We start from the raw sequence: 19,864 nt of genomic DNA, 5'->3' as shown, positions 1-19,864 counted from the left end.
TTGCTCGCGATAGGGCCAGGCCAGGCACCCCATCACTTGAGCCCAGGCTTGACCCGCAACGCCTTGGCCTTCGCCTCGATCACCAGGTACATCACCACGGTAATCAGCAACGGCAGGATGAAGTAGATCGCCCGGTAAGCGATCAGCCCCGCCAACAGGCTGCCCCGCGACACTTCATGTTGCAGCAGCGCAACGAACACCGCCTCCAGCACCCCAAGCCCGGCCGGAATGTGGGTGATGACCCCGGCAATGCTGCTGATCAGCAACACCCCGAGCACCACCGGATAATCCAGTTTGCTGGGCAGCAACGTGAAGATCACCGCCGCCATCAACGACCAGTTCAGCGCGCCCAACGCCAGTTGCAGCACCGCCATGCGCAGCGATGGCAGGTTGATTTCCATGCCGCGAACGGTCCACGCCCGGCGCTTGGAAAACCGGCAGGCCACCAGGTAACCGGCACTCACCAGCAACAACAACGCGCCGACACCTTGCAGCGCATCGCTGCTGAGTTTCCAGCCTGGCGGCATGGTCACCAGGCCGCTGCTGAACACCACACCGGCCAGGGTCATGTAGCCGAACCAGTTGGTGGCCAGGCTCAGGCCGAGAATCTTGGCGATGTTCCCGGTGCTGACCCCCAGCCGCGAATACAGCCGATAACGCATGGCGATGCCACCGACCCAGGCGCTGAGGTTGAGGTTGAACGCGTAACTGATCACCCCCACTGGCAAGATCTGCCGCCAACCCAGTTTCTGGCGGATGTAGGTGCGACCGATCAGGTCGAAACACGCATAGGTGATGAAGCTGGTGACGGTCAGCGCGGCGGCGATGATCAAGGTGCGCACCTTGAAGTCCGCCAGGGTGGCGAACACTTCCGACCAGTCGATGCGTCGGGCCAAGGTGGTGAACAGTACGATCAACAGCAGGAAAAACGCCAGGGTCAGCGGTCTTTTCCAGCGGCTCCAGCGGGATTTGGACTTGGACTGTTCCGGCGCATGGGCATCTCTCGGCGCGGCGTGCGCTTCAGAGTGGTTCATGGGGTTCGCTCCGGACCGCCGTCGGCGGCGAAAATGGTTTCAGACGCGGTTTATGGGCCGGCAGCCAGCCGGCCCAGGCCGGGAAATGGCGCAAAAAGTGGAACACCATGAAACCGATGGTCATGCGCCACAACAGACCCCGGGGGGCGTGGTCCTTGGGCATCGCGGTGCAATGGTTGCGGCTCAGGTAATCGAGGCGCTCGAACAGCTCGCGGTTGAACGCCCGGTCGCGGATCAGCACATTGGCTTCCAGGTTCAGGGACAGGCTCAGTGGGTCGAGGTTGCTCGAACCCACCGTGCTCCAGTCCTCATCCACCAGGGCGACCTTGCCGTGCAGCGGTCGCTCGCAATATTCGTAGATCACCACGCCGGCCTTGAGCAGGTAGCTGTAGAGCATGCGTGCGGCGAGCTTGGCGATCATCATGTCTGGCTGGCCCTGCAAGATCAGCCGTACTTCCACGCCGCGCCGTGCCGCGTTGCGGATCTCGCGCAGCAACCGGTAGCCAGGGAAGAAATAGGCATTGGCGATCACCACCCGCCGCTGGGCGCTGCGCAGCACATGCAGGTAGACCTCTTCGATGTCGGTCTGGTGTTCGTGATTATCCCGGTAGACCAGGCGCACCTGGCCGTCGTGGTCGCTGAACGCCAGCTCGTTGCGGCGGCTACGGCGGCGTTGCCACCAGTATTTGGCCCGGGCGGGCCGGCCACTCTGCAACAGCGCGAAGTGGTGGATATCCACCACCGCCGGGCCTTTGACCTCCACGGAATAGTCCTGCTTGGCCTCGGCGCCGAAATCGCCCAGGTGGTCGGCGGAAAAGTTGATCCCGCCAATAAACGCAATCACCCCGTCCACCACCACGATCTTGCGGTGCAGGCGGCGGAACCAGTTGGTGCGGATCCCCAGACGCCGGGGCGCCGGGTCGAACATCTGCAAGCGCACCCCGGCATCGCTCAGCGATGCCAGGAAACCGGTGGTCAGCTCACCGCAGCCGAAGCCATCGAGGCTGACGGTAATGCGCACGCCACGCGCGGCGGCTTCGACCAACAGGTCCCGTAGTTCATTGCCGACCTTGTCCTCGAACAGGATGAAGGTCTCCAGGAGGATTTCTGTCTCGGCCCGGCGAATCGCTTCGAAGACCCTGGGGAAATACTCTTCACCGTTTTCCAGCAGCGTGACGCGATTGTTGCCGTGCCAGCCGTATTCGATATCCGTCAGCGCCGGGTTGCGCTCGGTGGGTGGCGCCTCGACCTGCTCAACTGTCGCCTTGTTCATCGTCGCGCTCATAATTCGATCTCCACCGACAGCGGTGCGTGGTCGGAAAGGTGCGACCAGGGTCGTACGTTCAACACCTTGGGATGATGGGCCTTGAGATTGCGCACGTAGATGCGGTCCAGGCGCAGGATCGGCAGGCGCGCCGGAAAGCTGCGGGCCGGTTTGCCCCACTGTTCGGCGAACACTTCCCGCAGGCCGCAGGGTTCGAGCAGTTCACTGGCCTTGCCGCGCCAGTCGTTGAAGTCGCCAGCGACAATCACTGGCGCGTCGGGCGGCAGTTCGCTCAAGCGCTGGCAAAGCAGCTTGAGTTGCTCGACACGATGACCTTCGCGCAGCCCCAGGTGCACGCAAATGGCATGCACTTGCGGTCCATCGCCCGGCAGGCGCAGCACGCTGTGGAGCATGCCGCGGTTCTCATGGCCGCTGATGGATACGTCCAGGTTGTCGTGGCGGATGATCTGGAATTTCGACAACAGCGCGTTGCCGTGGTCACCCGCCGGGTACACCGCGTTGCGCCCGTAGGCGAACTGCGGCCAGAGGCTGTCGGCCAGAAACTCGTACTGCGGCATGCTCGGCCAGTTGCTGTAGCGCTGGGGATGGTGTTCGTGGGTGCCGTGGACTTCCTGCAAGAACACCACATCGGCGGACACGCTGCGCACCGCTTCGCGCAGTTCCGGCAGGATGAAGCGCCGGTTCAGGGCGGTGAAGCCCTTGTGGGTGTTGACCGTCAGCACGGTGAAACGGCTGACCCGGTCGAGATCCTGGGCCTGTTGCTGGGTCGGCTCGTGGGTCGCTTCGCTGGTTTCCGTGCTGTTCATGGCAACACCCCTTCGGCCGGGCGTTCGCCGGGCGCGGTGGCGAGGTCCTTGTCCAGATGGAAGTGTTCCAGCAAGTGGCGTGCGTCATAGGGCGCGCGGACTTTGATGTCGTTGTCGAAATAGCAGAACACTTCCCGGCTTTTGCGGGCCCGGGGCTTCTTGTCGGGATCGATCAGGTGGGCGTCGGCGGGTTGCTTGCCGTGGCTCCAGGCCTCGATCCGGTCGCCCCAGCGCTTCAACGCCTCGTCGGTATAGCCGCTGGCGTACAGTTCCTCGGCACCGTGCAGGCGCAGGTAGACGAAATCGCTGGTGACGTCTTCGCGATAGGGCCATTTGCCGGCGGTGTCGGCGATGACCAGGGCCACGTCGTAGCGCTTGAGCAGCGTGACGAAGTGCGGGTCGATAAAGCTGTCATGACGGATTTCCACGGCGTGGCGCAGTGGGCGTTTTTTGTCGGTCGTGGTACTGGCGTGGCCGTCCAGGCGCGGCTCGTGCTCGCGGGCCAGGGCGGCGGCGCCTTCAGTGTCGTGGGGCAGTTGCTTGAGGAAGTCTTCGAACAGCTCGGGGTCGAATTTGAAGCTGGGCGGAAACTGCCAGAGGATCGCGCCCAGCTTCTCCTTGAGCTCCAGCACGCCGGAGGCGAAGAAGTTGGCCAGGGGCTTGCGGATGTCCCGCAGGCGCTTGATGTGGGTGATGAAACGCGGGGCCTTGACGCTGAACACGAAGCCGGGCGGTGTCTCGGCGTACCACTGGGCATACCGTTCGGGGCGTTGCAGGGCGTAGAACGATCCATTGATTTCGATGCTGTTGACCGCTCGCGAGGCGAATTGCAATTCCCGTTTCTGGGTCAGCCCCTTGGGGTAGAAATCCCCCCGCCAAGGCGTGTAGCGCCAGCCGGAAATACCAATGTGGATCGCCGTCATGTATCCCTCCCGTGCCAATGACCTCGTACTGCCTGTGTTTTGTGATGACTGTCGCGCGGCCCGGAAAGTTTCGATGGGGTGCCCAGCGGTGAAGTGATGCTCTGATCGTTCCCATGCTCTGCGTGGGAATGCAGCCCGGGACGCTCCGCGTCCCTTCCAGAGCCGAACGCAGAGCGTCCGTAGAGGTATTCCCACGCGGAGCGTGGGAATAATGAGCGATGAACTTGCCCGCCCGTTGTTGATCAGTTCCTTACCGATCCCGTGTGAAGGAGCCTCGCGTTTTGTCTCGATTGAGCACTGTATTGCTGCTGTTCCTGCTGGCGATGACCGGCACCAGCGCCTACGGGACCGCCGCTGTCCCTGGCACCTCCCAGCCCAGTGAAACGCCCGCCGAACCCGCGCCGCTGGTGCAGGGCGGTTTATTGGGGGCCATCAGTTCGAGCATCGATGACGTCCAGGACAAGCTCGATCTCAACCAGAGCCTGGTGGATGCCTGGCGCCTGCGGGCGGACCGGGCGGCGGATGAGGTGGACCGGCTGGTGGACCAGACGTCCCGTTCGTCCTGGCGCGTGGCGGGGGATTTCCTGTTGTTGTCGAGCGTCTGGATCGGCGCTTTTGCACTGATCTGGTCGGGGGCGCGGCTGCTGCTGCGCCATCTGGGCCGGCGCCGCTGGCTGCGCACCCACCAGCGCGTGCGCGACCTGCTCGGTTATCTGCTGCCGTATACCGCTGCGGCGTTGATCTGCCTGCCGCTGACCCTGTACGTCAGCCACTTCCTGCAGGTCTCGGTCGGTCGCGCCCTGGCGCTGTGCTTCGCCTATGCCACCAGCAGCGGCATTTTCTCCACCTCGGTGTTGCTGTGCGTGATCGTGATGTTCAACGCCGGCCACAAACGCCGGGCGGTGGCGATGATCCGGCGCTTCAGCCCCCGGCCATTGTTCATGATCGGTTTTCTCGCCGCCCTCAGCGATGCCCTGACCAGCCCGCAGATCGCCCGACAACTGGGTGGCAACATCACCAGCAGCATCGCGGTGTTCACCGGCCTGTTTGCGTCGGTAATCTTTGGCTGGCTGGTGATTCGCATGCGCCGGCCCGTGGCGCACCTGATCCGCAACCGCCCGCTGGCCCAGCGCTTGAAGCAACCGGCCTTGCAGGAGTCGCTGCGGATTTTCTCCGGGCTCTGGTATTGGCCGATCCTGTTGATGGTGCTGGTGTCGGCGGTGAGCCTGATCGGTGTCGGCGAGGACAACCAGAAAGCCCTGCGCTGTGCGTTGTTCACCACCATCCTGCTGATCGCCACGGTGTTCCTCAGCACCGTGTTCCAGCATGTCTTCAAGTCGCCCAAGGCCGAGGCCATCCAGCGCGACAGCGCCTACAAGGGCCGCCTGTTGAGCCTGCTGCACGCGTTGCTGCGCATCGTCATGGCGGTGGTATTCATTGAGGTCCTCGGACGGATCTGGGGGATTTCCCTGTTCGAGTTCGCCTCGCGCAATGCCATAGGCCGGGCGATCAGTGATTCCTTGAGCCGCATCGGCCTGATCTTCCTGATGACCTGGCTCACGTGGGTGGTGCTCGACACGGCGATCCAGGAAGCCCTGAAACCGCCGCTGAACAAGCGCGGGGCCCGTCAGCCCAGCACCCGGGTCAAAACCATCCTGCCGCTGTTGCGCAACGCCGCGAAAATCATCCTGGTGGTGATTTGCGCAATCACCACCATGGCCAACCTGGGCATCAACGTCGCACCGTTGCTGGCCGGTGCCGGGGTGGTGGGGCTGGCGATCGGTTTCGGTTCCCAGCAACTGGTGCAGGATGTGATCACCGGGCTGTTCATCATCATTGAAGACACGCTGTCCATCGGCGACTGGGTGGTGCTCAGTTCCGGCCACGCCGGCACCGTCGAAGGCCTGACCATCCGCACCCTGCGCCTGCGTGACGGCAAGGGCTTCGTGCATTCGGTGCCGTTCGGCCAGATCAAGGCCGTGACCAACCAGTCCCGGCAATTCGCCTTTGCGTTCTTCTCCGTGCAGTTCACTTACGACACCGATGTCGACCAGGCCATCGAGCTGATTCGCGAGGCCGGACGTTCGATCGCCGAAGACCCGTTCCTGAAATTCAACCTGCAAGGGCCGCTGGATGTGTTTGGCGTGGACAAGATGGATCTCAACGGCGTGGTGCTCACGGCGCAGTTCCGCACCGTATCCGGCGGGCAATATGCGGTGAGCCGGGCGTTCAACCAGCAGTTGAAGAAGCTTGTGGATAACCACCCGGCGGTGCACTTCGCGCAGACTTATCCACAGCAGGCGGTGTTGCCCAAGCGGTTGGTCGAGGAGCCGAAGGCAGGGGAAGAGTTGCCTGATCAAGCGCATTGATCGTTCCCACGCTCTGTGTGGAATACCTCTGCGGACGCTCCGCGTTCGGCTTCTTGGGGACGCGGAGCGTCCCTGGCTGCATTCCCACGCAGAGCGTGGGAACGATCATGTGTCTGGCTAAAGGTGTTGAATCAGCTTGGTGCGAATTTCTGCCATCCCTTGAGCATCCAACTCCACCCATAGATGCTGCTTGCCGGCAATCTGCGCCGCCACCGGCAAACCATCGCGATACACCAGCCGATTACTCGCCAGTGCCGGCACTTTCGCCCCCGGCAGCAAGGTGCCCGCCAGGTTCAGCGGGTCGACGCCGCACACCGCCACCAGGCTGCCATCGGTGGGGCGGCGGCGGGTTTCGCGCAGCAGCGGGATGGCTTCGGGCAGGGCGAATTGTTCGCCCGCCAGCCCACTGACAAAACGCCCGCCGCGAATCTCGCCCCGCGCCTCCAGGCGATGAAAGGTGCGCAGCAGCTCGCGCCAACTTGGCAGCCAATCCGCCTCCCGCTCCAGCAAGCGCCAGAACACCACGCCGTAACGGCGCAGCAGGGTCATGGCGATGTGTTCCAGGGTGTCGGGCGGTGTGGGCGCGGGGCGGTTGCCTTCCACGGGCGCCGGTTGGCTGCGGCGCAACAAGGCCCAGCGCCCGGCGTCGTCCATACCACCGACAAACGCTCCGCGCCCGCGCCGGCTGCTGCGGGCCTGGCGTTTACTGGCCGGGGTGATCAGCGCGCGCAGGCCGGCGAAGCTGTCGGCATTCACCAACCCGGCGCCCACCAGTTCCTGCAAGGCGATTTCCAGTTCGCTGCGCAGCAGGTGGGCTTCGTGGGCCAGTTCATCGAAAAACAGCGCGCCGTGTTCGCTCAGGGCCTGATGGACTTTTTGCGTCTTGGGCGACAACTCGTCCAGGGCCGTTTGCCCGGCCAGGCTGCTCCACAACGCCACCTGGTTGCGCGGCAGCAGCACCACCGGCGTGCTGCGCAGAGCACTGGCGGAAGGCTTCTGGCGCGCACTCAGGCGCGTCCATACCCACTTGCCACTGCGGCACAACTCATCGAGCCAACTGGGCGAGTAGTCCTTGATCCGCGCCGGCAACAGGTCGCTGTCCCAGGCTGACGCAGCGGCCGGGAAGCCTTCGAACTGGCCGAGTATCGACGGCAGCACGGCATTGCCCCGGCCCTGGGTGGACGATGACAGGTGTTGCCAGTCGAACAGAAAGCGCATGAAGTCCTGCAACATCACCGGCTCGATTTCCCGGCGCAGACGCTTGACCGTGTAGCGATGGATCCGCGCCAGCAAATGCCGCTCGCACCATTCCTCCTGGCCGGTGCCCGGCGTGAACCGCCCGCGCAGTACATAGCCTTGTTGTTCAAGCTGCGCCAGGGCCTGGGTGACCTGCGGGGTCGACAATCCCAGCGGGTAGGCGATGGCCTTCAACGGCAGCGGGCCAAAGGCACTGAGCCGGGCGCGGAGCACTTCCACCAGGGCTTCGTCGCTGTCCCAGGTTTCATCGAAACCGGCCAGGGGCGTCAGCGGCGGTTGCCAGCGGGCCTGTGGATAAACGGCTTGCAGGCAGGTCAGGCGCTCCAGCGGCACCCACAGACCCCGCTCGGCACTGATCTGCAGGTGACTGGCGCGACCACTGGCGGCCAATGCCTGCAACCAATCCAGCCACGGCGCGTGGGCGTCGGCTTCGCTGTCGGCGATGCAGGCCAGGCTCATCAAGGCTTCATGCATCTCATCGAGATTGGCCGGCGTCGGCCAGGCTTCATCGCGGACCGACTGAATGGCTTCGGCGTCCAGTGCGCCAAGCTCATCGGTGGCCTGTGGATCGCTCCAGCGCCGATTGATCACCGCTTGGGTGCGCCGTTCTTCCAGCGGCGCGTCGTCGAGAAAGGTGTAGGGGCGGGCGCTGAGGATTTCTGCCGCCAGCGGCGAGGGCGCCGGCAGATCGCGGCTGATCAGGCGAATCTCGCCCGCTTCCATGCGCCGCAACAGCGTCAGCCAGCCTTCGCTGTCCATGGCTTCGTGCAGGCAATCGTCGAGGGTCTGTTCCACCAGCGGATGGTCGGGGATCTCACGCTCGCCGGCCAGGTTTTCCAGGCAGGCGATCTGGTCCGGAAACACGCTGGCGATCAGGTCTTCGCTTTTCATCCGCTGGATCTGCGGGGCGACTTTGCGTCCGCCGGCGTAACGCGGCAAGGCCAGGGCCACGCCAGCGTTCCAGCGCCAGCGCACGCCGAACAGCGGCGCATCCAGTACCGCCTGGACCAGGATCTGCTCGGCGCTGTGGCTGTTGAGGTAGCGCCACACTTCGTCCAGTTCGAAGCTGTGGCTGGTGGACAGCGAGAGCACGATGGCGTCTTCACTGGCCGCGGCCTGCAATTCGAAGTTGAAGGTGCGGCAGAAACGCTTGCGCAAGGCCAGGCCCCAGGCGCGGTTGATACGGCTGCCGAAGGGCGTGTGGATGATCAGTTGCGTGCCGCCGGACTCGTCGAAAAACCGCTCCATCAGCAGCGTGTCCTGGGACGGCAGGGCGCCGAAGGCCAGGCGCGCCGGGGCCAGGTAATCCACCAGTTGTTCAGCGCTGGCCAGGTTCAGTTGCAGGGTGCCGGTGAGCCAATCGAGGGCCGGTTGCAGGTTGCCCGGCGTGGCGCCGAGCAGTTGATCGAGCTGGGCTTGCAGGCGCGCCACGGCCAGGGACAGTTCGGCGCTGCGCCCCGGCGCTTCGCCGAGCCAGAACGGGATGGTCGGCGGCTGTCCCTGGGCGTCCTCGACCCGCACGCGGCCGGTCTCGACGCGAATGATGCGATACGACGTATTGCCCAACTGGAACACGTCGCCGGCAATGCTCTCCACCGCGAAGTCTTCGTTGACGCTGCCGATGTTCAAGCCCTGGGGTTCGAGCAGCACGGCGTAGTCGGCATTGTCCGGAATGGTGCCGCCGCTGGTCACCGCCGTGAGCTTGCTGCCGCGGCGCCCGCGCAAGGTCCGGGTCACGGCATCGCGGTGCAGGTAGGCGCTGCGCACGCCCTGGCGGCCATTGAGACCTTCGGCGAGCATCTGCAACAGCGCCTGGTAATGCCCTTCGTCCAGCCCGGCGTAGGGCGAGGCACGACGCAAGGTTTCCAGCAGTGCTTGCTCCGACCATTCCTGGCAACTGACTTCGGCGACGATCTGCTGGGCCAGTACATCCAGCGGCGCCTTGGGGATGTGCAGGATGTCGAGTTCGCCACGGCGTACGCAGTCGAGCAGGGCGGCGCACTCGATCAAGTCGTCGCGGGTGGTGGCGAACAGGCGCCCCTTGGGTGTGCCGCCGACCTGGTGGCCGGAACGACCGACCCGTTGCAGGAACGCCGAGATCGAGCGGGGCGAGGCGATCTGGCACACCAGGTCGACATCGCCGATATCAATGCCCAGCTCCAGGGACGCGGTGGCGATCAGCACCTTCAGCTCGCCGCGTTTGAGGCGTTGTTCGGCGTCGAGGCGAAACTCCTTCGCCAGGCTGCCGTGGTGAGCGGCCACGGCGTCCTTGCCCAGGCGCTCGCTCAGATGACGGCTCAGGCGTTCGGCCAAACGCCGGGTATTGACGAACACCAGGGTGGTGCGGTGTTCCCCGGCCAGCTCGGCGAGGCGGTTGTAGACCAGTTCCCATACGTCATTGGCCATCACCGCCGACAGCGGTACTGGTGGCACTTCGATGTCCAGGTCCCGGGGGCGGGCGTGGCCGATGTCGACGATTTCACAGGTGCGTCCCTCACCGACGAGAAAACGTGACACCGCTTCGATGGGCTTTTGCGTGGCGGACAGACCGATGCGCATCAGCGGTTCGGCGCACAGGGCTTGCAGACGCTCCAGGCTCAAGGCCAGGTGGCTGCCGCGCTTGCTGGCGGCGATGGCGTGGATTTCGTCGACGATGACCGTGCGGGTGCTGGCGAGCATCTGTCGGCCGGAGTCGGAGCCGAGCAGCACGTAGAGCGATTCGGGAGTGGTCACCAGGATGTGCGGCGCGGTCTTGCGCATCGCCGAGCGTTCTTTCTGCGGCGTGTCGCCGGTACGCACGGCGGTGGTGATGTGCAGGGGCGGCAGGTCCATTTGCCGCAGCTGTTCGGTGATGCCGGCCAGGGGATTTTGCAGGTTGATCTGGATATCGTTGCTCAAGGCCTTGAGCGGCGAGACGTAGACCACCAGCGTCTGGTCCGGCAGGCCGCCCTGTTCCAGGCCGCGGTGCACCAGGTCATCGAGCACGGCGAGAAAAGCCGTCAGGGTCTTGCCCGAGCCGGTAGGCGCCGCCACCAGGGTCGAACGACGCTGGCCGATCAACGGCCACGCCCGGGCCTGGGCGGCCGTGACCGCCGGGAAAGTCTGGCTGAACCAGGCGCGAACGGCGGGGTGAAAGCCGGCCATGGCGTGGTTGGCTGGGAGAGGCAGATTCATGGGGCAGTTATGCGGGTGGGTTGGGCAAGATGCAAGTACCACTTGAGACCTTCATTGCCTGCCAGAATGCCATCGCGAGCAAGCTCGCTCCCACAGGGATAGCACGAGCACCTGAGATCCCCTGTGGGAGCGAGCTCGCTCGCGATAGCGGCCTCAAGTCCCACCCAAACCCGGCGATCTGCACTTTACGGATGACGGTTGCGCACTAAACCCGCAAAATGCAACGATTCCGACAACGCCTGCGGGCGTTGTCGACCAAATTCTTGTGCCAATAGACTGGGCCTGCTGACTTTATGCGAATGCGCCTTATGTTACTGGGCGGCGGAAATGCCCTTGGGCAGGCGCTGATTCGCCTCGGTGCAGAAGAAGACATCGGTTTTCTTGCCCCCCGCCCGCCCGAAGACGGTTGGGATGCCGCGAGCCTGACGCAACTGCTCGACGACACCCGCCCGGACGCCTTGATCAACCTGGCGTACTACTTCGACTGGTTCCAGGCCGAGGCCGAGGCCGTCAGCGAGCAGCGCCTGGCCAGCCAGGAGCGCGCTGTCGAGCGCCTGGCCGAGCTGTGCCAGCATCACAACATCGTCTTGCTGCAACCGTCGAGCTATCGCGTGTTCGATGGCTCCCGCGCCACGGCCTACAGCGAGAAAGACGAGCCCGTGCCCCTGGGCGTGCGCGGCCAGGCGCTGTGGCGGATCGAGCAAAGCGTGCGCGCCACTTGCCCGCAACACGTGCTGCTGCGGTTCGGCTGGCTGCTGGACGACAGCGCCGATGGCATCCTCGGGCGTTTCCTGGCCCGGGCCGAACAGCCCGAAGAGCTGTTGCTGGCCGACGACCGCCGCGGTAACCCGACGCCAGTGGACGATGCCGCGCGCGTGATCATCTCGGTGCTCAAGCAACTCGATTGCGCGGCGCCGCTGTGGGGCACCTACCATTACGCCGGCCACGAGGCGACTACGCCGCTGGCGCTGGGCCAGGCGATCCTCACCGAAGCCCGCGCCCTGCATCCGCTGGCCATCGAGTCGCCCACCCCCCAGGCGCACGCCGCACGGCCGGACGCCGCGGAAGAACCGCAACACGCGGTGCTGGCCTGCAAGAAAATTCTGCACACTTTCGGGATCAAGCCCCGCGCTTGGCGCGCGGCACTCCCAAGCTTACTGGATAGGTTTTATCGCCATGGCTGAAGGCCCTGTTTTAATCACCGGCGGCGCGGGTTTCATTGGTTCGCACCTGACCGACGCCTTGCTCGCCAAGGGACATTCGGTGCGCATCCTCGATGATCTGTCCACCGGCAAGCGCAGCAACCTGCCGCTGGACAACCCGGCGCTCGAACTGATCGAAGGTGACGTCGCCGATGCCGCGCTGGTGGCGCGGGTCATGGCCGGTTGCAGCGCCGTGGCGCACCTGGCGGCGGTGGCCTCGGTACAAGCTTCGGTGGACGACCCCGTGCGCACCCACCAGAGCAATTTCATCGGCACCCTGAATGTCTGCGAAGCCATGCGCCAGAGCGGTGTGAAACGGGTGCTGTTCGCCTCCAGCGCAGCGGTCTACGGCAACAACGGCGAAGGCGAGTCCATCGACGAAGAAACCCCCAAGGCCCCGCTCACGCCGTATGCCTCGGACAAACTGGCCAGCGAGTTCTACTTCGACTTCTATCGCCGCCAGCACGACCTGGAGCCGGTAGTGTTCCGCTTCTTCAACATCTACGGCCCGCGCCAGGATCCGTCCTCGCCGTATTCCGGGGTCATCAGCATCTTCAGCGAACGGGCGCAGAAAGGCCTGCCGATCACCGTGTTCGGTGATGGCGAGCAGACTCGGGATTTTGTCTACGTCGAAGATCTGGTGGATTTGCTGGTGCAGGCCATCGAAAAGCCCGAGGTGGAAGTGGGCGCGGTGAACGTCGGCTGGAACCAGGCCACGACCCTCAAGCAGATGCTCCAGGCCCTGGCCGCCGTGGTGGGCGACCTGCCTCCGATCAGCTACGGCCCGGCACGCTCCGGCGACATCCGCCATTCGCGGGCCGACAATCATCGGCTGTTGCAGCGCTTCAGCTTCCCCCCGCAAACCCCGATGAGCGTAGGGCTGGCGCGGTTGCTGGGACGCTGAGATTCTCACCGCCCAAAAACTGTGGGAGCGAGCTTGCTCGCGATAGCGGCGGGTCAGTCAACGTGATTGCTGGCTGATCCACCGTCATCGCGAGCAAGCTCGCTCCCACAGGGATTTTCGTACCTTCAGGTTCGGCTTAGAACTTGTAGCCCAACCCCACCATGTAGATCCACGGGTCCACATCGATATTCACCTTGGCCCGGGTACCGCCGGCCACGGCGTTGTTGTCCACATACGCGGTGGTGTCGATGTCGATGTAGCGAATCTGGCCGTTGATCATGATGTTGTCGGTCAACATGTAGTCCGCGCCCACTTGCCACGCCATGCCCCAGCTGTTGCTCGCACGGAAATTGCTGAAGCCGTTGGCGCTGGCTTCGCTGCCGACGTGTTCGTCGTAGATCCAGGTGTAGTTGATGCCGGCGCCGACATAAGGCTGGAACGCCGACTTGGCGTCGAGCGGGTAGTAGACCAGGCTCAAGGTCGGCGGCAGGTGCTTGAGGGTGCCGAGCTTGCCATTGGCCGCGCCCAGGGCGGTGCCTTTGATTTTCACGTCGTGCTCGAACGGCGAGGCCGCCAGCAGTTCGATGCCCAGGTTGTTGGTGATCATGTAGGCGAAGTTCAAGCCCAACTGCGTGTCGCTGCTCATGGTCGCCTTGCCACCCAGGTCGGCGCCGGCCAGCGGGCCACGGTCGACCTTGACGCTGGAGCTGTCGGCTTCCGGGTTGACGGTGATGGCACCGGCGCGAACGATAATATCGCCAGCGGTGTGGGCCTGGGCGAGTGGGGCAGCGAGCGCGAGGGCCGCGAGGGAAGCGCAGAGCAAGGACTTGTTCATGAGGGCTCCAGAGGGCATCGAAATTTGATGTCCCATGGTACGAAGCCGTCTGCTCCGGTCTTTTGACACAGCTCAATGAGTCAGGGGGTGTTTAATTGACTCAGCTCAATAAAAGCGCTGATGGGAAAATTTGAGGGAACCATCGCGAGCAAGCTCGCTCCCACATTATTCGACCGTATTCTTTCTGAAGAAACGCGATCAACTGTGGGAGCGAGCCTGCTCGCGATAGCTATCTCATCAACAACACATCACCACCGGGTTCACTCCGGCAGCTCATACACATAAATCTTCTCGGCCTCCATCTGATACCCGGCATCGGCCAGTTCACTGGTGGACGGCTTGACCTGCATCGGCCCTTCGACCCAGTACGGCTGGTACAACTCGTCGAGCTTGACCCCGACTTCACTTTTCACATGCACGATCTGGTTGGACGGCGGTGGCGGTACGTGGATGCAGGCGCCGAAATAGGGCACCAGCAAGAAGTCCGTGGTGCGACCTTCCTCGCTGACTTCCAGCGGCACGATGTAGCCCGGCAAACGAATCTGCTGGCCATCGAGGGCCTTGACCACCGGGGCGTTGGGCAAATCCTGCTTGGCGGCTGGCGCGGACTCGGCGGCCAGGGCGTCGCTCATCTTCGACAAGTCGTGCAGCGGGGTCATGTTTGGCACTTCTGGCGGCGCGTCCGGCGGGATCATTTCCGACCAGGCCAGGTCCCTCGGCTCGGCCGCCCACAGCGGCAGGGCGACCATCATCAACAGCGCAAGCAGGGCGCGGGGCATCTTCAACGTCCTCATAAACGGATCGACAGGCCGTCGGCCAGCGATTGGCGATAAGCGCGCCAGGCCGGCACGCTGCCCATCAGCAGGGCAGCGACCAGGATGCCAGCCAGCAGCGTCCATTCATATTCGCTCGGCCAACTCAGCGGCAGGTACAAGCCGTAGGCCGACTGCACGTAACCCTGGGCGGCGGCGATGCCGATGTACAGCAAGGCCAGCCCGGCGGTCACCCCGGCCAGTGCCAGAGCGAAGGCTTCGAACACCAGCAGCGTCGCGATGTGCCACGGCCGCGCGCCCACCGAACGCAGGATCGCCATTTCCCGACGACGCTCGTTGAGGCTGGTGAGGATCGCCGTGAGCATGCCGATCAACCCGGTGAGGACCACGAACAGCGAAATCACGAACAAGGCTTTTTCCGCCGTGCCCATCAGGCTCCACAATTCCTGCAGCGCCACGCCGGGCAGGATGGCCAGCAGCGGTTCGCCACGGAACTCATTGATTTCGCGCTGCAAGGCAAAGGTCGAAATCTTGCTGTTGAGGCCGAGCATGAACGCGGTGATCGCCTGGGGCGTGAGGTCCATGTTGCGGGCCTGGTCGGCGCTGATGCGGCCATTGCCCTGGGCCGGCACACCGTTCTTCCAGTCGATGTGGATCGCCTCCATGCCGCCGAGGCTGATGTGCAGCGTGCGGTCCACCGGCGTGCCGGTGCGCTTGAGAATCCCGACCACGGTGAAGGGCTTGTCGTCGTGCTTGACCAGGCTGACCACCGCCACGCCGTGGGCCAGCACCAGCTTGTCGCCGAGCTTGTAGTGCAGCGCCTCGGCCACTTCGGCACCGAGCACCACTTCGAACGGATCGGTTGCGAAAGCCCGGCCGTCGGCCAGTTCCAGATGCTGCTGGCGGCCGTACTGGTAATGCTCGAAGTAGGCCTCGGTGGTGCCCATCACCCTATAGCCGCGGTGGGAATCGCCGAGGGACATGGGGATCGCCCACTTCACTTTCGGGTTGCTGGCGAAGTGTTCGAAGCTGTCCCAGCGGATGTTGTTGGTGGCGTTGCCGATGCGAAACACCGAATACAGCAGCAGGTTCACGGAGCCGGAGCGGGCGCCGACGATCAGGTCGGTGCCACTGATGGTGCTGGCGAAACTGGCCCGCGCCTCGGTACGTACCCGCTCCACTGCCAGCAACAAACAAACCGAAAGGGCGATGGCGAACGCGGTGAGGATCGCGGTGAAACGGCGGTTTGCCAGGCTGGCCATGGCTAGACGGAACAAATACATCTCAAACCTCGAGTGGCGTGGCGGCGCGATTGAGATCGGCCAGCGACAGGTTGCGGTCGAACAGCGGCGCCAGGCTCTGGTCGTGGCTGACGAACAACAGGCTCGACCCGGCCTCTCGGCATTCAGCGAACAACAGCCGCAGGAAGTTTTCCCGGGCGTCGTAGTCCAGGGCTGAGGTCGGTTCGTCAGCGATTACCAGTTCCGGTTGGCCGATCAGCGCCCGGGCGGCGGCGACCCGTTGTTGCTGGCCGATGGACAACGAGTCGGCGCGCCGCTCCAGCAGGTTTGGATCGGTCAGCCCCAGGTGGGCCAGCAGCGTGGCGGCGGCTTGATCGACGCTGCCGTGGCGCTGGATGGCCCGTTGCGCGCGCAGCTTGGAAAAGTGACAGGGCAGCTCGACGTTCTCGCGTACCGAGAGAAACGGCAGCAGGTTGAATTGCTGGAAGATGTAGCCGGTGTGGTCGACGCGAAAGCGGTCGCGACTGCCGGCGCCCAGTTCGGTGAGTTCCTGGCCGAGCAGGCGGATGCTGCCGCGATCCGGCGTCTGCACACCGCCCAGCAGCCCCAGCAAGGTGGTCTTGCCACTGCCGCTCGGGCCCTTTAGAAACAGCGTCTCACCGGCCTCCAGGCGAAACGCCGGGATATCCAGCAACGGCGGATGCCCGGGCCAACTGAAGCCCAGGTCGGAGAGTTCGATGAGTGCTTGGGTCATGTTTGCCGCTTCAAATAGTGGAACCTGTGGAACACCTGTGGGAGCTGAGCTTGCTCGCGATGAGGCCATCACGTTCAACTTGGATGTTGACTGTCGGACCGCTATCGCGAGCAAGCTTTGCTCCCACCAAGCTTGCTCCCACATTGGGTTTTGCGGTGGATCAGAATTTCAGGGCTGGCGCCTTGGCCGTCACTTCCACGCCTTGCTGGCCGCTCGGGCTGATCAGTTGTACCTGAATTTTCTGGGTGGCCGGGAAGGTTTTGAACAGGGTCGCCAGGTCCAGGTTCTTCAGTGCACCCGGGGCGGCGCAGGTGAACTGGTAGTGGGCATGGATCTCACTGTGCTCGCCGTGGTGCTCGTCGCCATCGCCGTCGTCGTCATGGTCTTCGTGGTCCGGTTCATCGCCGAACAGCGGGCTTTCCAGTTCCTGCTGGGCCACGGTGCATTTGGCAGCAGCGGGCAGGTTGAACAGCGCCAGCGGCTTGTCCAGCTGCGCCCGTACGGCGGCGACCTTGGCCTTGTCGGCATCGCTGGTGGAGGCATGTTCGAAGCCCACCAGGTTCATCGCCGGGCTTTCCAGTTCCAGCTCCAGGGTCTGGCCGTCCAGGGCGGCGTTCAACCGGCCCACACCGTGTTCATGGGCGCCGAGGCTGCCGTGCTCGTGGTCATGATCATGCTCGACCGCCGCGTGAGCGACAGCCAATGGCAGCAGGGCGAACGGCAAAGCGAGAAGCAGACGACGCATGACGAGTCTCCGAAAAGGTTATGTAATCTTATAACGAAAGTGCAGAGAGTTTGACCGTCTGCTTGGCGTCGCGCAAGGGCCATGGGAGCATGCGAACATGAAATATTCAGGAGCACGGTGATGTTGCGGATACGCGGAACCGTCGGCGATTGGCCGGTGGACTTGTCGATCGAAATGGATGAGGGCGACTGGGCGCAGCTCGGCGCGCAGTTGCAAGTGGCCAAGTCCGAGGGCGTGGCGGTACCGGCGACCAAACCGGTGGCCAATCCGGTGAGTCAGGACGATGCCCAGTGGCAGATCGCCAAGGAACTGCTGCGCAAGGCCGGGCAATTGAGCGGCCCGGACTTGCTGGAACAGCTCGAAGGCCTGACCGGCAGCGCCTCGGCGGGCAAGCGCCTGTTGGTGCGCTTGCGCCACTGTGCCGAGGTCAAGGTACTGAGCGGCGCCGATACGCCGCTCTATAGCTGGGTTGGGGCTGAGGCTTAATACAACGCCGCAAACAGCTTGCGCCGATAAGTCGTCACCAGCGGGTGATCGTTGCCCAGCAGTTCGAACACTTGCAGCAAGGTCTTGTGGGGCAAGCCTTCGCTGTAGCTGCGGTTACGCATGAACAGCTTGAGCAGTGCATCGAGGGCCGCTTCGTACTGCTGGCGCGCCAGTTGCTGGATCGCCAGTTGGTACACCGCTTCATCATCCTGCGGGTCTTTCGCCAGGCGCGCCTTGAGGTCGGCGGCGTCCGGCAGGTGCTTGGCCAGGCCGAGGAACTGGATCTGCGCCTTGGCGCCGGCGAGAGCGGCCTTGTGCTCGTCGCTTTTCACCGCGTCGAGTACGGTCTGCGCTTCGTCCAGCTCACCGCGCTCGGTCAGGCAGCGGGCATACAGGATCAGGGCCTTGGCGTTGGTGTTGTCTTCACCCAGCAATACCGTGAGCAGGGCTTCGGCGTCGGCGAAACGACCGTCGTCGAACAGCGCCTGGGCCTGTTCGAATGGGTCGGCAGCAGCCGGAGGCGGCATCTGCACATGGGGTTCGAGCATGGTCCGCACCGCCGATTCCGGCTGGGCGCCGGCAAAACCGTCGACGGGTTGGCCGTCCTTGAACAACACCACCGTTGGCAGGCTGCGAATACCGAAGCGGGCGACAATGTCCTGCTCGATGTCGCAGTTGACCTTGGCCAGCAGCAGTTCGCCCTGATAGCTCTCGGCAATGGTTTGCAGCATCGGCATCAGGGCTTTGCACGGCGCACACCATTCGGCCCAGAAGTCCACCAGCACCGGTTTGTGGAAAGAGTTCGCGATCACCGACTGGTCGAAATCGGCGGTGGTGGCGTCGAAGATGTAGGGCGTTTCCTGAGTCATGGGCAATCTCGTAGAGCGCTTGAATGGGGCAACTATACGGCTTGGTTGGGGTGGCTGAAAGCGGGGAGGTCTTTCGTCTTGTGGTGTCTGGCAGGACGCCTTCGCGAGCAAGAGATCCCAAGTGTTCATGCGACCCCCGTGGGAGCGAGCTTGCTCGCGATGCTTTTAAGGCTAGCGCCGCGCGTGGTACAGGCTCACATGCCGAAACTCTTCAGGCTCGGCCAGGTCCGGCAAGGTCATGGCCTGGAACATGTCAATGCGTCGGTATAGCGGATGCTGGAAATCCCGCACCCGGGAGTCGGCCACCAACGCCTCGCGGCCACGGCTGAGGAATTGATCGAGCAGTGGCAGGTTGGCCCGGTCGTAGAGCACATCGGCGACCAGGATCAGGTCGAAGCGATCAGCCTCGGCGAAGAAATCCGTCGAATAATCCAGCTCCACGCCATTGAGTGCGGCATTGGCCTGGCACGCGGCAATCGCCAGCGGGTCGAGGTCGCAGGCCACCACTTCCAGCGCCCCGGCCTTGACCGCCGCGATGCCCGCCACGCCGGAACCGGCGCCAAAATCCAATATGCGCTTGCCCTCGACCCACTGCGGCTGTTCGGCCAGGTAGCGGGCCATCGCCAGGCCGCTGGCCCAACAGAAGCTTCAATAGGGCGGCTCGTGGAGAATGCGGCGGGTTTCTTCCGGGCTGAAGGCGCGATCCATGTTGTCGCCGTCGATCAGCCACAACTTCAAGTCAGCGCCGGGTAGCGGGCAGGCCACCAGGCGCGCGTCGCCGAGCAATTCACTCAACGCCCGTTGCAGGTCCTGCGGTGCACTCATGGCGCTTTGACGAATTGCAGGGCGCCCAGTGCCTGGGTGGTTGGTTGGCCGATGCGTTGTTCCGGCAAGTGCAGGATCAACTGGCCCGACTGGCTGGCGCGGCCGCGCAGCTCGACGCGGGCGCCGACCGGGAAGGCATCGGGGTTGAAACGCAGGCGAAAGGGCAGGGCCTGGTTGGTGCCGATCAGACTGGAGCTGGCGAGCAATTGCTGTGGGCGGTCCTTGTCATCGATCACCAGCAACGCCAGTTCGACCTCGGCACCGGCCGGCACGCCTTGCAAGGTGCCGCTCAATTCGCGCTGATACGCCGGCAGAGGTCCCAGTTCGGCCGCCTGGCGGGCTTTTTCCTGGGCCTGTTTCGGCGCTGGGGCCGGGGCGGGGG

At 64.1% G+C, this 19,864-nt stretch carries 16 protein-coding genes and 1 pseudogene; 4 read left to right on the top strand and 13 right to left on the bottom strand.

From position 1 onward, the window contains the following. Positions 1-32 precede the first annotated feature (32 nt). From KGA89_RS13555 to KGA89_RS13540, 4 genes are read right to left on the bottom strand one after another with little or no spacing between them, the layout of a single operon-like run. On the bottom strand, positions 33-1,034 hold the full coding sequence (locus tag KGA89_RS13555) for a lysylphosphatidylglycerol synthase domain-containing protein (protein WP_028237105.1): 1,002 nt from the start codon (positions 1,032-1,034) through the stop codon (positions 33-35). Further along, on the bottom strand, positions 1,021-2,319 hold the full coding sequence (gene clsB, locus KGA89_RS13550; protein ID WP_003206062.1) for a cardiolipin synthase ClsB: 1,299 nt from the start codon (positions 2,317-2,319) through the stop codon (positions 1,021-1,023). The genes KGA89_RS13555 and clsB overlap by 14 nt, the downstream gene beginning before the upstream one ends. Next, positions 2,316-3,125, bottom strand: a complete 810-nt coding sequence (locus KGA89_RS13545; protein WP_223471831.1) for an endonuclease/exonuclease/phosphatase family protein — start codon at positions 3,123-3,125, stop codon at positions 2,316-2,318. The genes clsB and KGA89_RS13545 overlap by 4 nt, the downstream gene beginning before the upstream one ends. Beyond that, on the bottom strand, positions 3,122-4,048 hold the full coding sequence (locus KGA89_RS13540; RefSeq protein WP_003206058.1) for a DUF72 domain-containing protein: 927 nt from the start codon (positions 4,046-4,048) through the stop codon (positions 3,122-3,124). Before KGA89_RS13540 ends, KGA89_RS13545 begins: the two co-directional genes overlap by 4 nt. A 281-nt stretch (positions 4,049-4,329) precedes the next feature. Here KGA89_RS13540 and KGA89_RS13535 point away from each other — a divergent pair, with 281 nt between their 5' ends. Beyond that, positions 4,330-6,417, top strand: coding sequence for a mechanosensitive ion channel family protein (locus tag KGA89_RS13535; protein ID WP_223471830.1), 2,088 nt, complete (start codon positions 4,330-4,332; stop codon positions 6,415-6,417). 117 nt (positions 6,418-6,534) lie between these two features. Here the strand turns inward: KGA89_RS13535 and KGA89_RS13530 are convergent, their stop codons facing one another. Continuing rightward, positions 6,535-10,848, bottom strand: coding sequence for a DEAD/DEAH box helicase (locus KGA89_RS13530; RefSeq protein WP_223471829.1), 4,314 nt, complete (start codon positions 10,846-10,848; stop codon positions 6,535-6,537). Positions 10,849-11,141: 293 nt separating this feature from the next. Between KGA89_RS13530 and KGA89_RS13525 the strand changes: the two genes are divergently transcribed. Together KGA89_RS13525 and KGA89_RS13520 are read left to right on the top strand one after the other, a co-directional pair. After that, complete coding sequence (locus tag KGA89_RS13525) at positions 11,142-12,032, top strand: sugar nucleotide-binding protein (RefSeq protein WP_223471828.1); 891 nt, start codon at positions 11,142-11,144, stop codon at positions 12,030-12,032. Next, positions 12,025-12,954, top strand: a complete 930-nt coding sequence (locus KGA89_RS13520) for an NAD-dependent epimerase/dehydratase family protein (protein ID WP_003206051.1) — start codon at positions 12,025-12,027, stop codon at positions 12,952-12,954. Before KGA89_RS13525 ends, KGA89_RS13520 begins: the two co-directional genes overlap by 8 nt. Positions 12,955-13,090: 136 nt before the next feature. Here KGA89_RS13520 and KGA89_RS13515 read toward each other — a convergent pair whose 3' ends face one another. From KGA89_RS13515 to KGA89_RS13495, 5 genes are all read right to left on the bottom strand, one after another. Beyond that, positions 13,091-13,789, bottom strand: a complete 699-nt coding sequence (locus tag KGA89_RS13515; protein ID WP_223471827.1) for an OmpW/AlkL family protein — start codon at positions 13,787-13,789, stop codon at positions 13,091-13,093. A gap of 260 nt (positions 13,790-14,049) precedes the next feature. Beyond that, positions 14,050-14,568, bottom strand: coding sequence for a DUF3299 domain-containing protein (locus tag KGA89_RS13510; RefSeq protein WP_013694320.1), 519 nt, complete (start codon positions 14,566-14,568; stop codon positions 14,050-14,052). 11 nt (positions 14,569-14,579) lie between these two features. Continuing rightward, positions 14,580-15,845, bottom strand: coding sequence for an ABC transporter permease (locus KGA89_RS13505; RefSeq protein WP_223471826.1), 1,266 nt, complete (start codon positions 15,843-15,845; stop codon positions 14,580-14,582). 1 nt (position 15,846) lies between these two features. Further along, positions 15,847-16,557, bottom strand: coding sequence for an ABC transporter ATP-binding protein (locus KGA89_RS13500; protein WP_053187667.1), 711 nt, complete (start codon positions 16,555-16,557; stop codon positions 15,847-15,849). A 160-nt stretch (positions 16,558-16,717) separates the two neighbouring features. Continuing rightward, positions 16,718-17,302 carry a DUF2796 domain-containing protein gene (locus KGA89_RS13495; protein WP_223471825.1) on the bottom strand — a complete coding sequence of 195 codons (585 nt, stop codon included), beginning with the start codon at positions 17,300-17,302 and terminating at the stop codon, positions 16,718-16,720. 120 nt (positions 17,303-17,422) lie between these two features. Here KGA89_RS13495 and KGA89_RS13490 point away from each other — a divergent pair, with 120 nt between their 5' ends. Further along, entirely contained in the window at positions 17,423-17,788 is a 366-nt protein-coding gene (locus KGA89_RS13490; protein ID WP_223471824.1) for a hypothetical protein, read from the top strand. On the opposite strand, the gene trxA is transcribed toward KGA89_RS13490, so the two are convergent. The 3 genes and pseudogenes from trxA to KGA89_RS13475 all read right to left on the bottom strand — a co-directional run. Further along, entirely contained in the window at positions 17,785-18,657 is an 873-nt protein-coding gene (gene trxA, locus KGA89_RS13485) for a thioredoxin (protein ID WP_013694317.1), read from the bottom strand. The genes KGA89_RS13490 and trxA overlap by 4 nt on opposite strands. 171 nt (positions 18,658-18,828) lie before the next feature. After that, a pseudogene (locus KGA89_RS13480) lies at positions 18,829-19,482 on the bottom strand (class I SAM-dependent methyltransferase). Continuing rightward, positions 19,479-19,864 (bottom strand): YbaY family lipoprotein (locus KGA89_RS13475; RefSeq protein WP_223471823.1); only part of this gene is annotated, 386 nt, incomplete at its 5' end. The pseudogene KGA89_RS13480 and the gene KGA89_RS13475, both read right to left, overlap by 4 nt.

Origin of the sequence: Pseudomonas sp. A-RE-22 (assembly GCF_019956035.1) — a bacterium.
Lineage (GTDB): Bacteria > Pseudomonadota > Gammaproteobacteria > Pseudomonadales > Pseudomonadaceae > Aquipseudomonas > Aquipseudomonas brassicacearum.
Note: the sequence above shows the minus strand (reverse complement) of the source record. Positions and strands in the feature narration are given on the sequence as shown.

Bases quoted from the DNA above. Each gene is read 5' to 3' on its own strand.
- KGA89_RS13555 (WP_028237105.1), bottom strand. From the start codon at position 1,034: ATGAACCACTCTGAAGCGCACGCCGCGCCGAGAGATGCCCATGCGCCG.
- clsB (WP_003206062.1), bottom strand. From the start codon at position 2,319: ATGAGCGCGACGATGAACAAGGCGACAGTTGAGCAGGTCGAGGCGCCA.
- KGA89_RS13545 (WP_223471831.1), bottom strand. From the start codon at position 3,125: ATGAACAGCACGGAAACCAGCGAAGCGACCCACGAGCCGACCCAGCAA.
- KGA89_RS13540 (WP_003206058.1), bottom strand. From the start codon at position 4,048: ATGACGGCGATCCACATTGGTATTTCCGGCTGGCGCTACACGCCTTGG.
- KGA89_RS13530 (WP_223471829.1), bottom strand. From the start codon at position 10,848: ATGAATCTGCCTCTCCCAGCCAACCACGCCATGGCCGGCTTTCACCCC.
- KGA89_RS13525 (WP_223471828.1), top strand. From the start codon at position 11,142: ATGCGAATGCGCCTTATGTTACTGGGCGGCGGAAATGCCCTTGGGCAG.
- KGA89_RS13520 (WP_003206051.1), top strand. From the start codon at position 12,025: ATGGCTGAAGGCCCTGTTTTAATCACCGGCGGCGCGGGTTTCATTGGT.
- KGA89_RS13515 (WP_223471827.1), bottom strand. From the start codon at position 13,789: ATGAACAAGTCCTTGCTCTGCGCTTCCCTCGCGGCCCTCGCGCTCGCT.
- KGA89_RS13510 (WP_013694320.1), bottom strand. From the start codon at position 14,568: ATGCCCCGCGCCCTGCTTGCGCTGTTGATGATGGTCGCCCTGCCGCTG.
- KGA89_RS13505 (WP_223471826.1), bottom strand. From the start codon at position 15,845: ATGTATTTGTTCCGTCTAGCCATGGCCAGCCTGGCAAACCGCCGTTTC.
- KGA89_RS13500 (WP_053187667.1), bottom strand. From the start codon at position 16,557: ATGACCCAAGCACTCATCGAACTCTCCGACCTGGGCTTCAGTTGGCCC.
- KGA89_RS13495 (WP_223471825.1), bottom strand. From the start codon at position 17,302: ATGCGTCGTCTGCTTCTCGCTTTGCCGTTCGCCCTGCTGCCATTGGCT.
- KGA89_RS13490 (WP_223471824.1), top strand. From the start codon at position 17,423: ATGTTGCGGATACGCGGAACCGTCGGCGATTGGCCGGTGGACTTGTCG.
- trxA (WP_013694317.1), bottom strand. From the start codon at position 18,657: ATGACTCAGGAAACGCCCTACATCTTCGACGCCACCACCGCCGATTTC.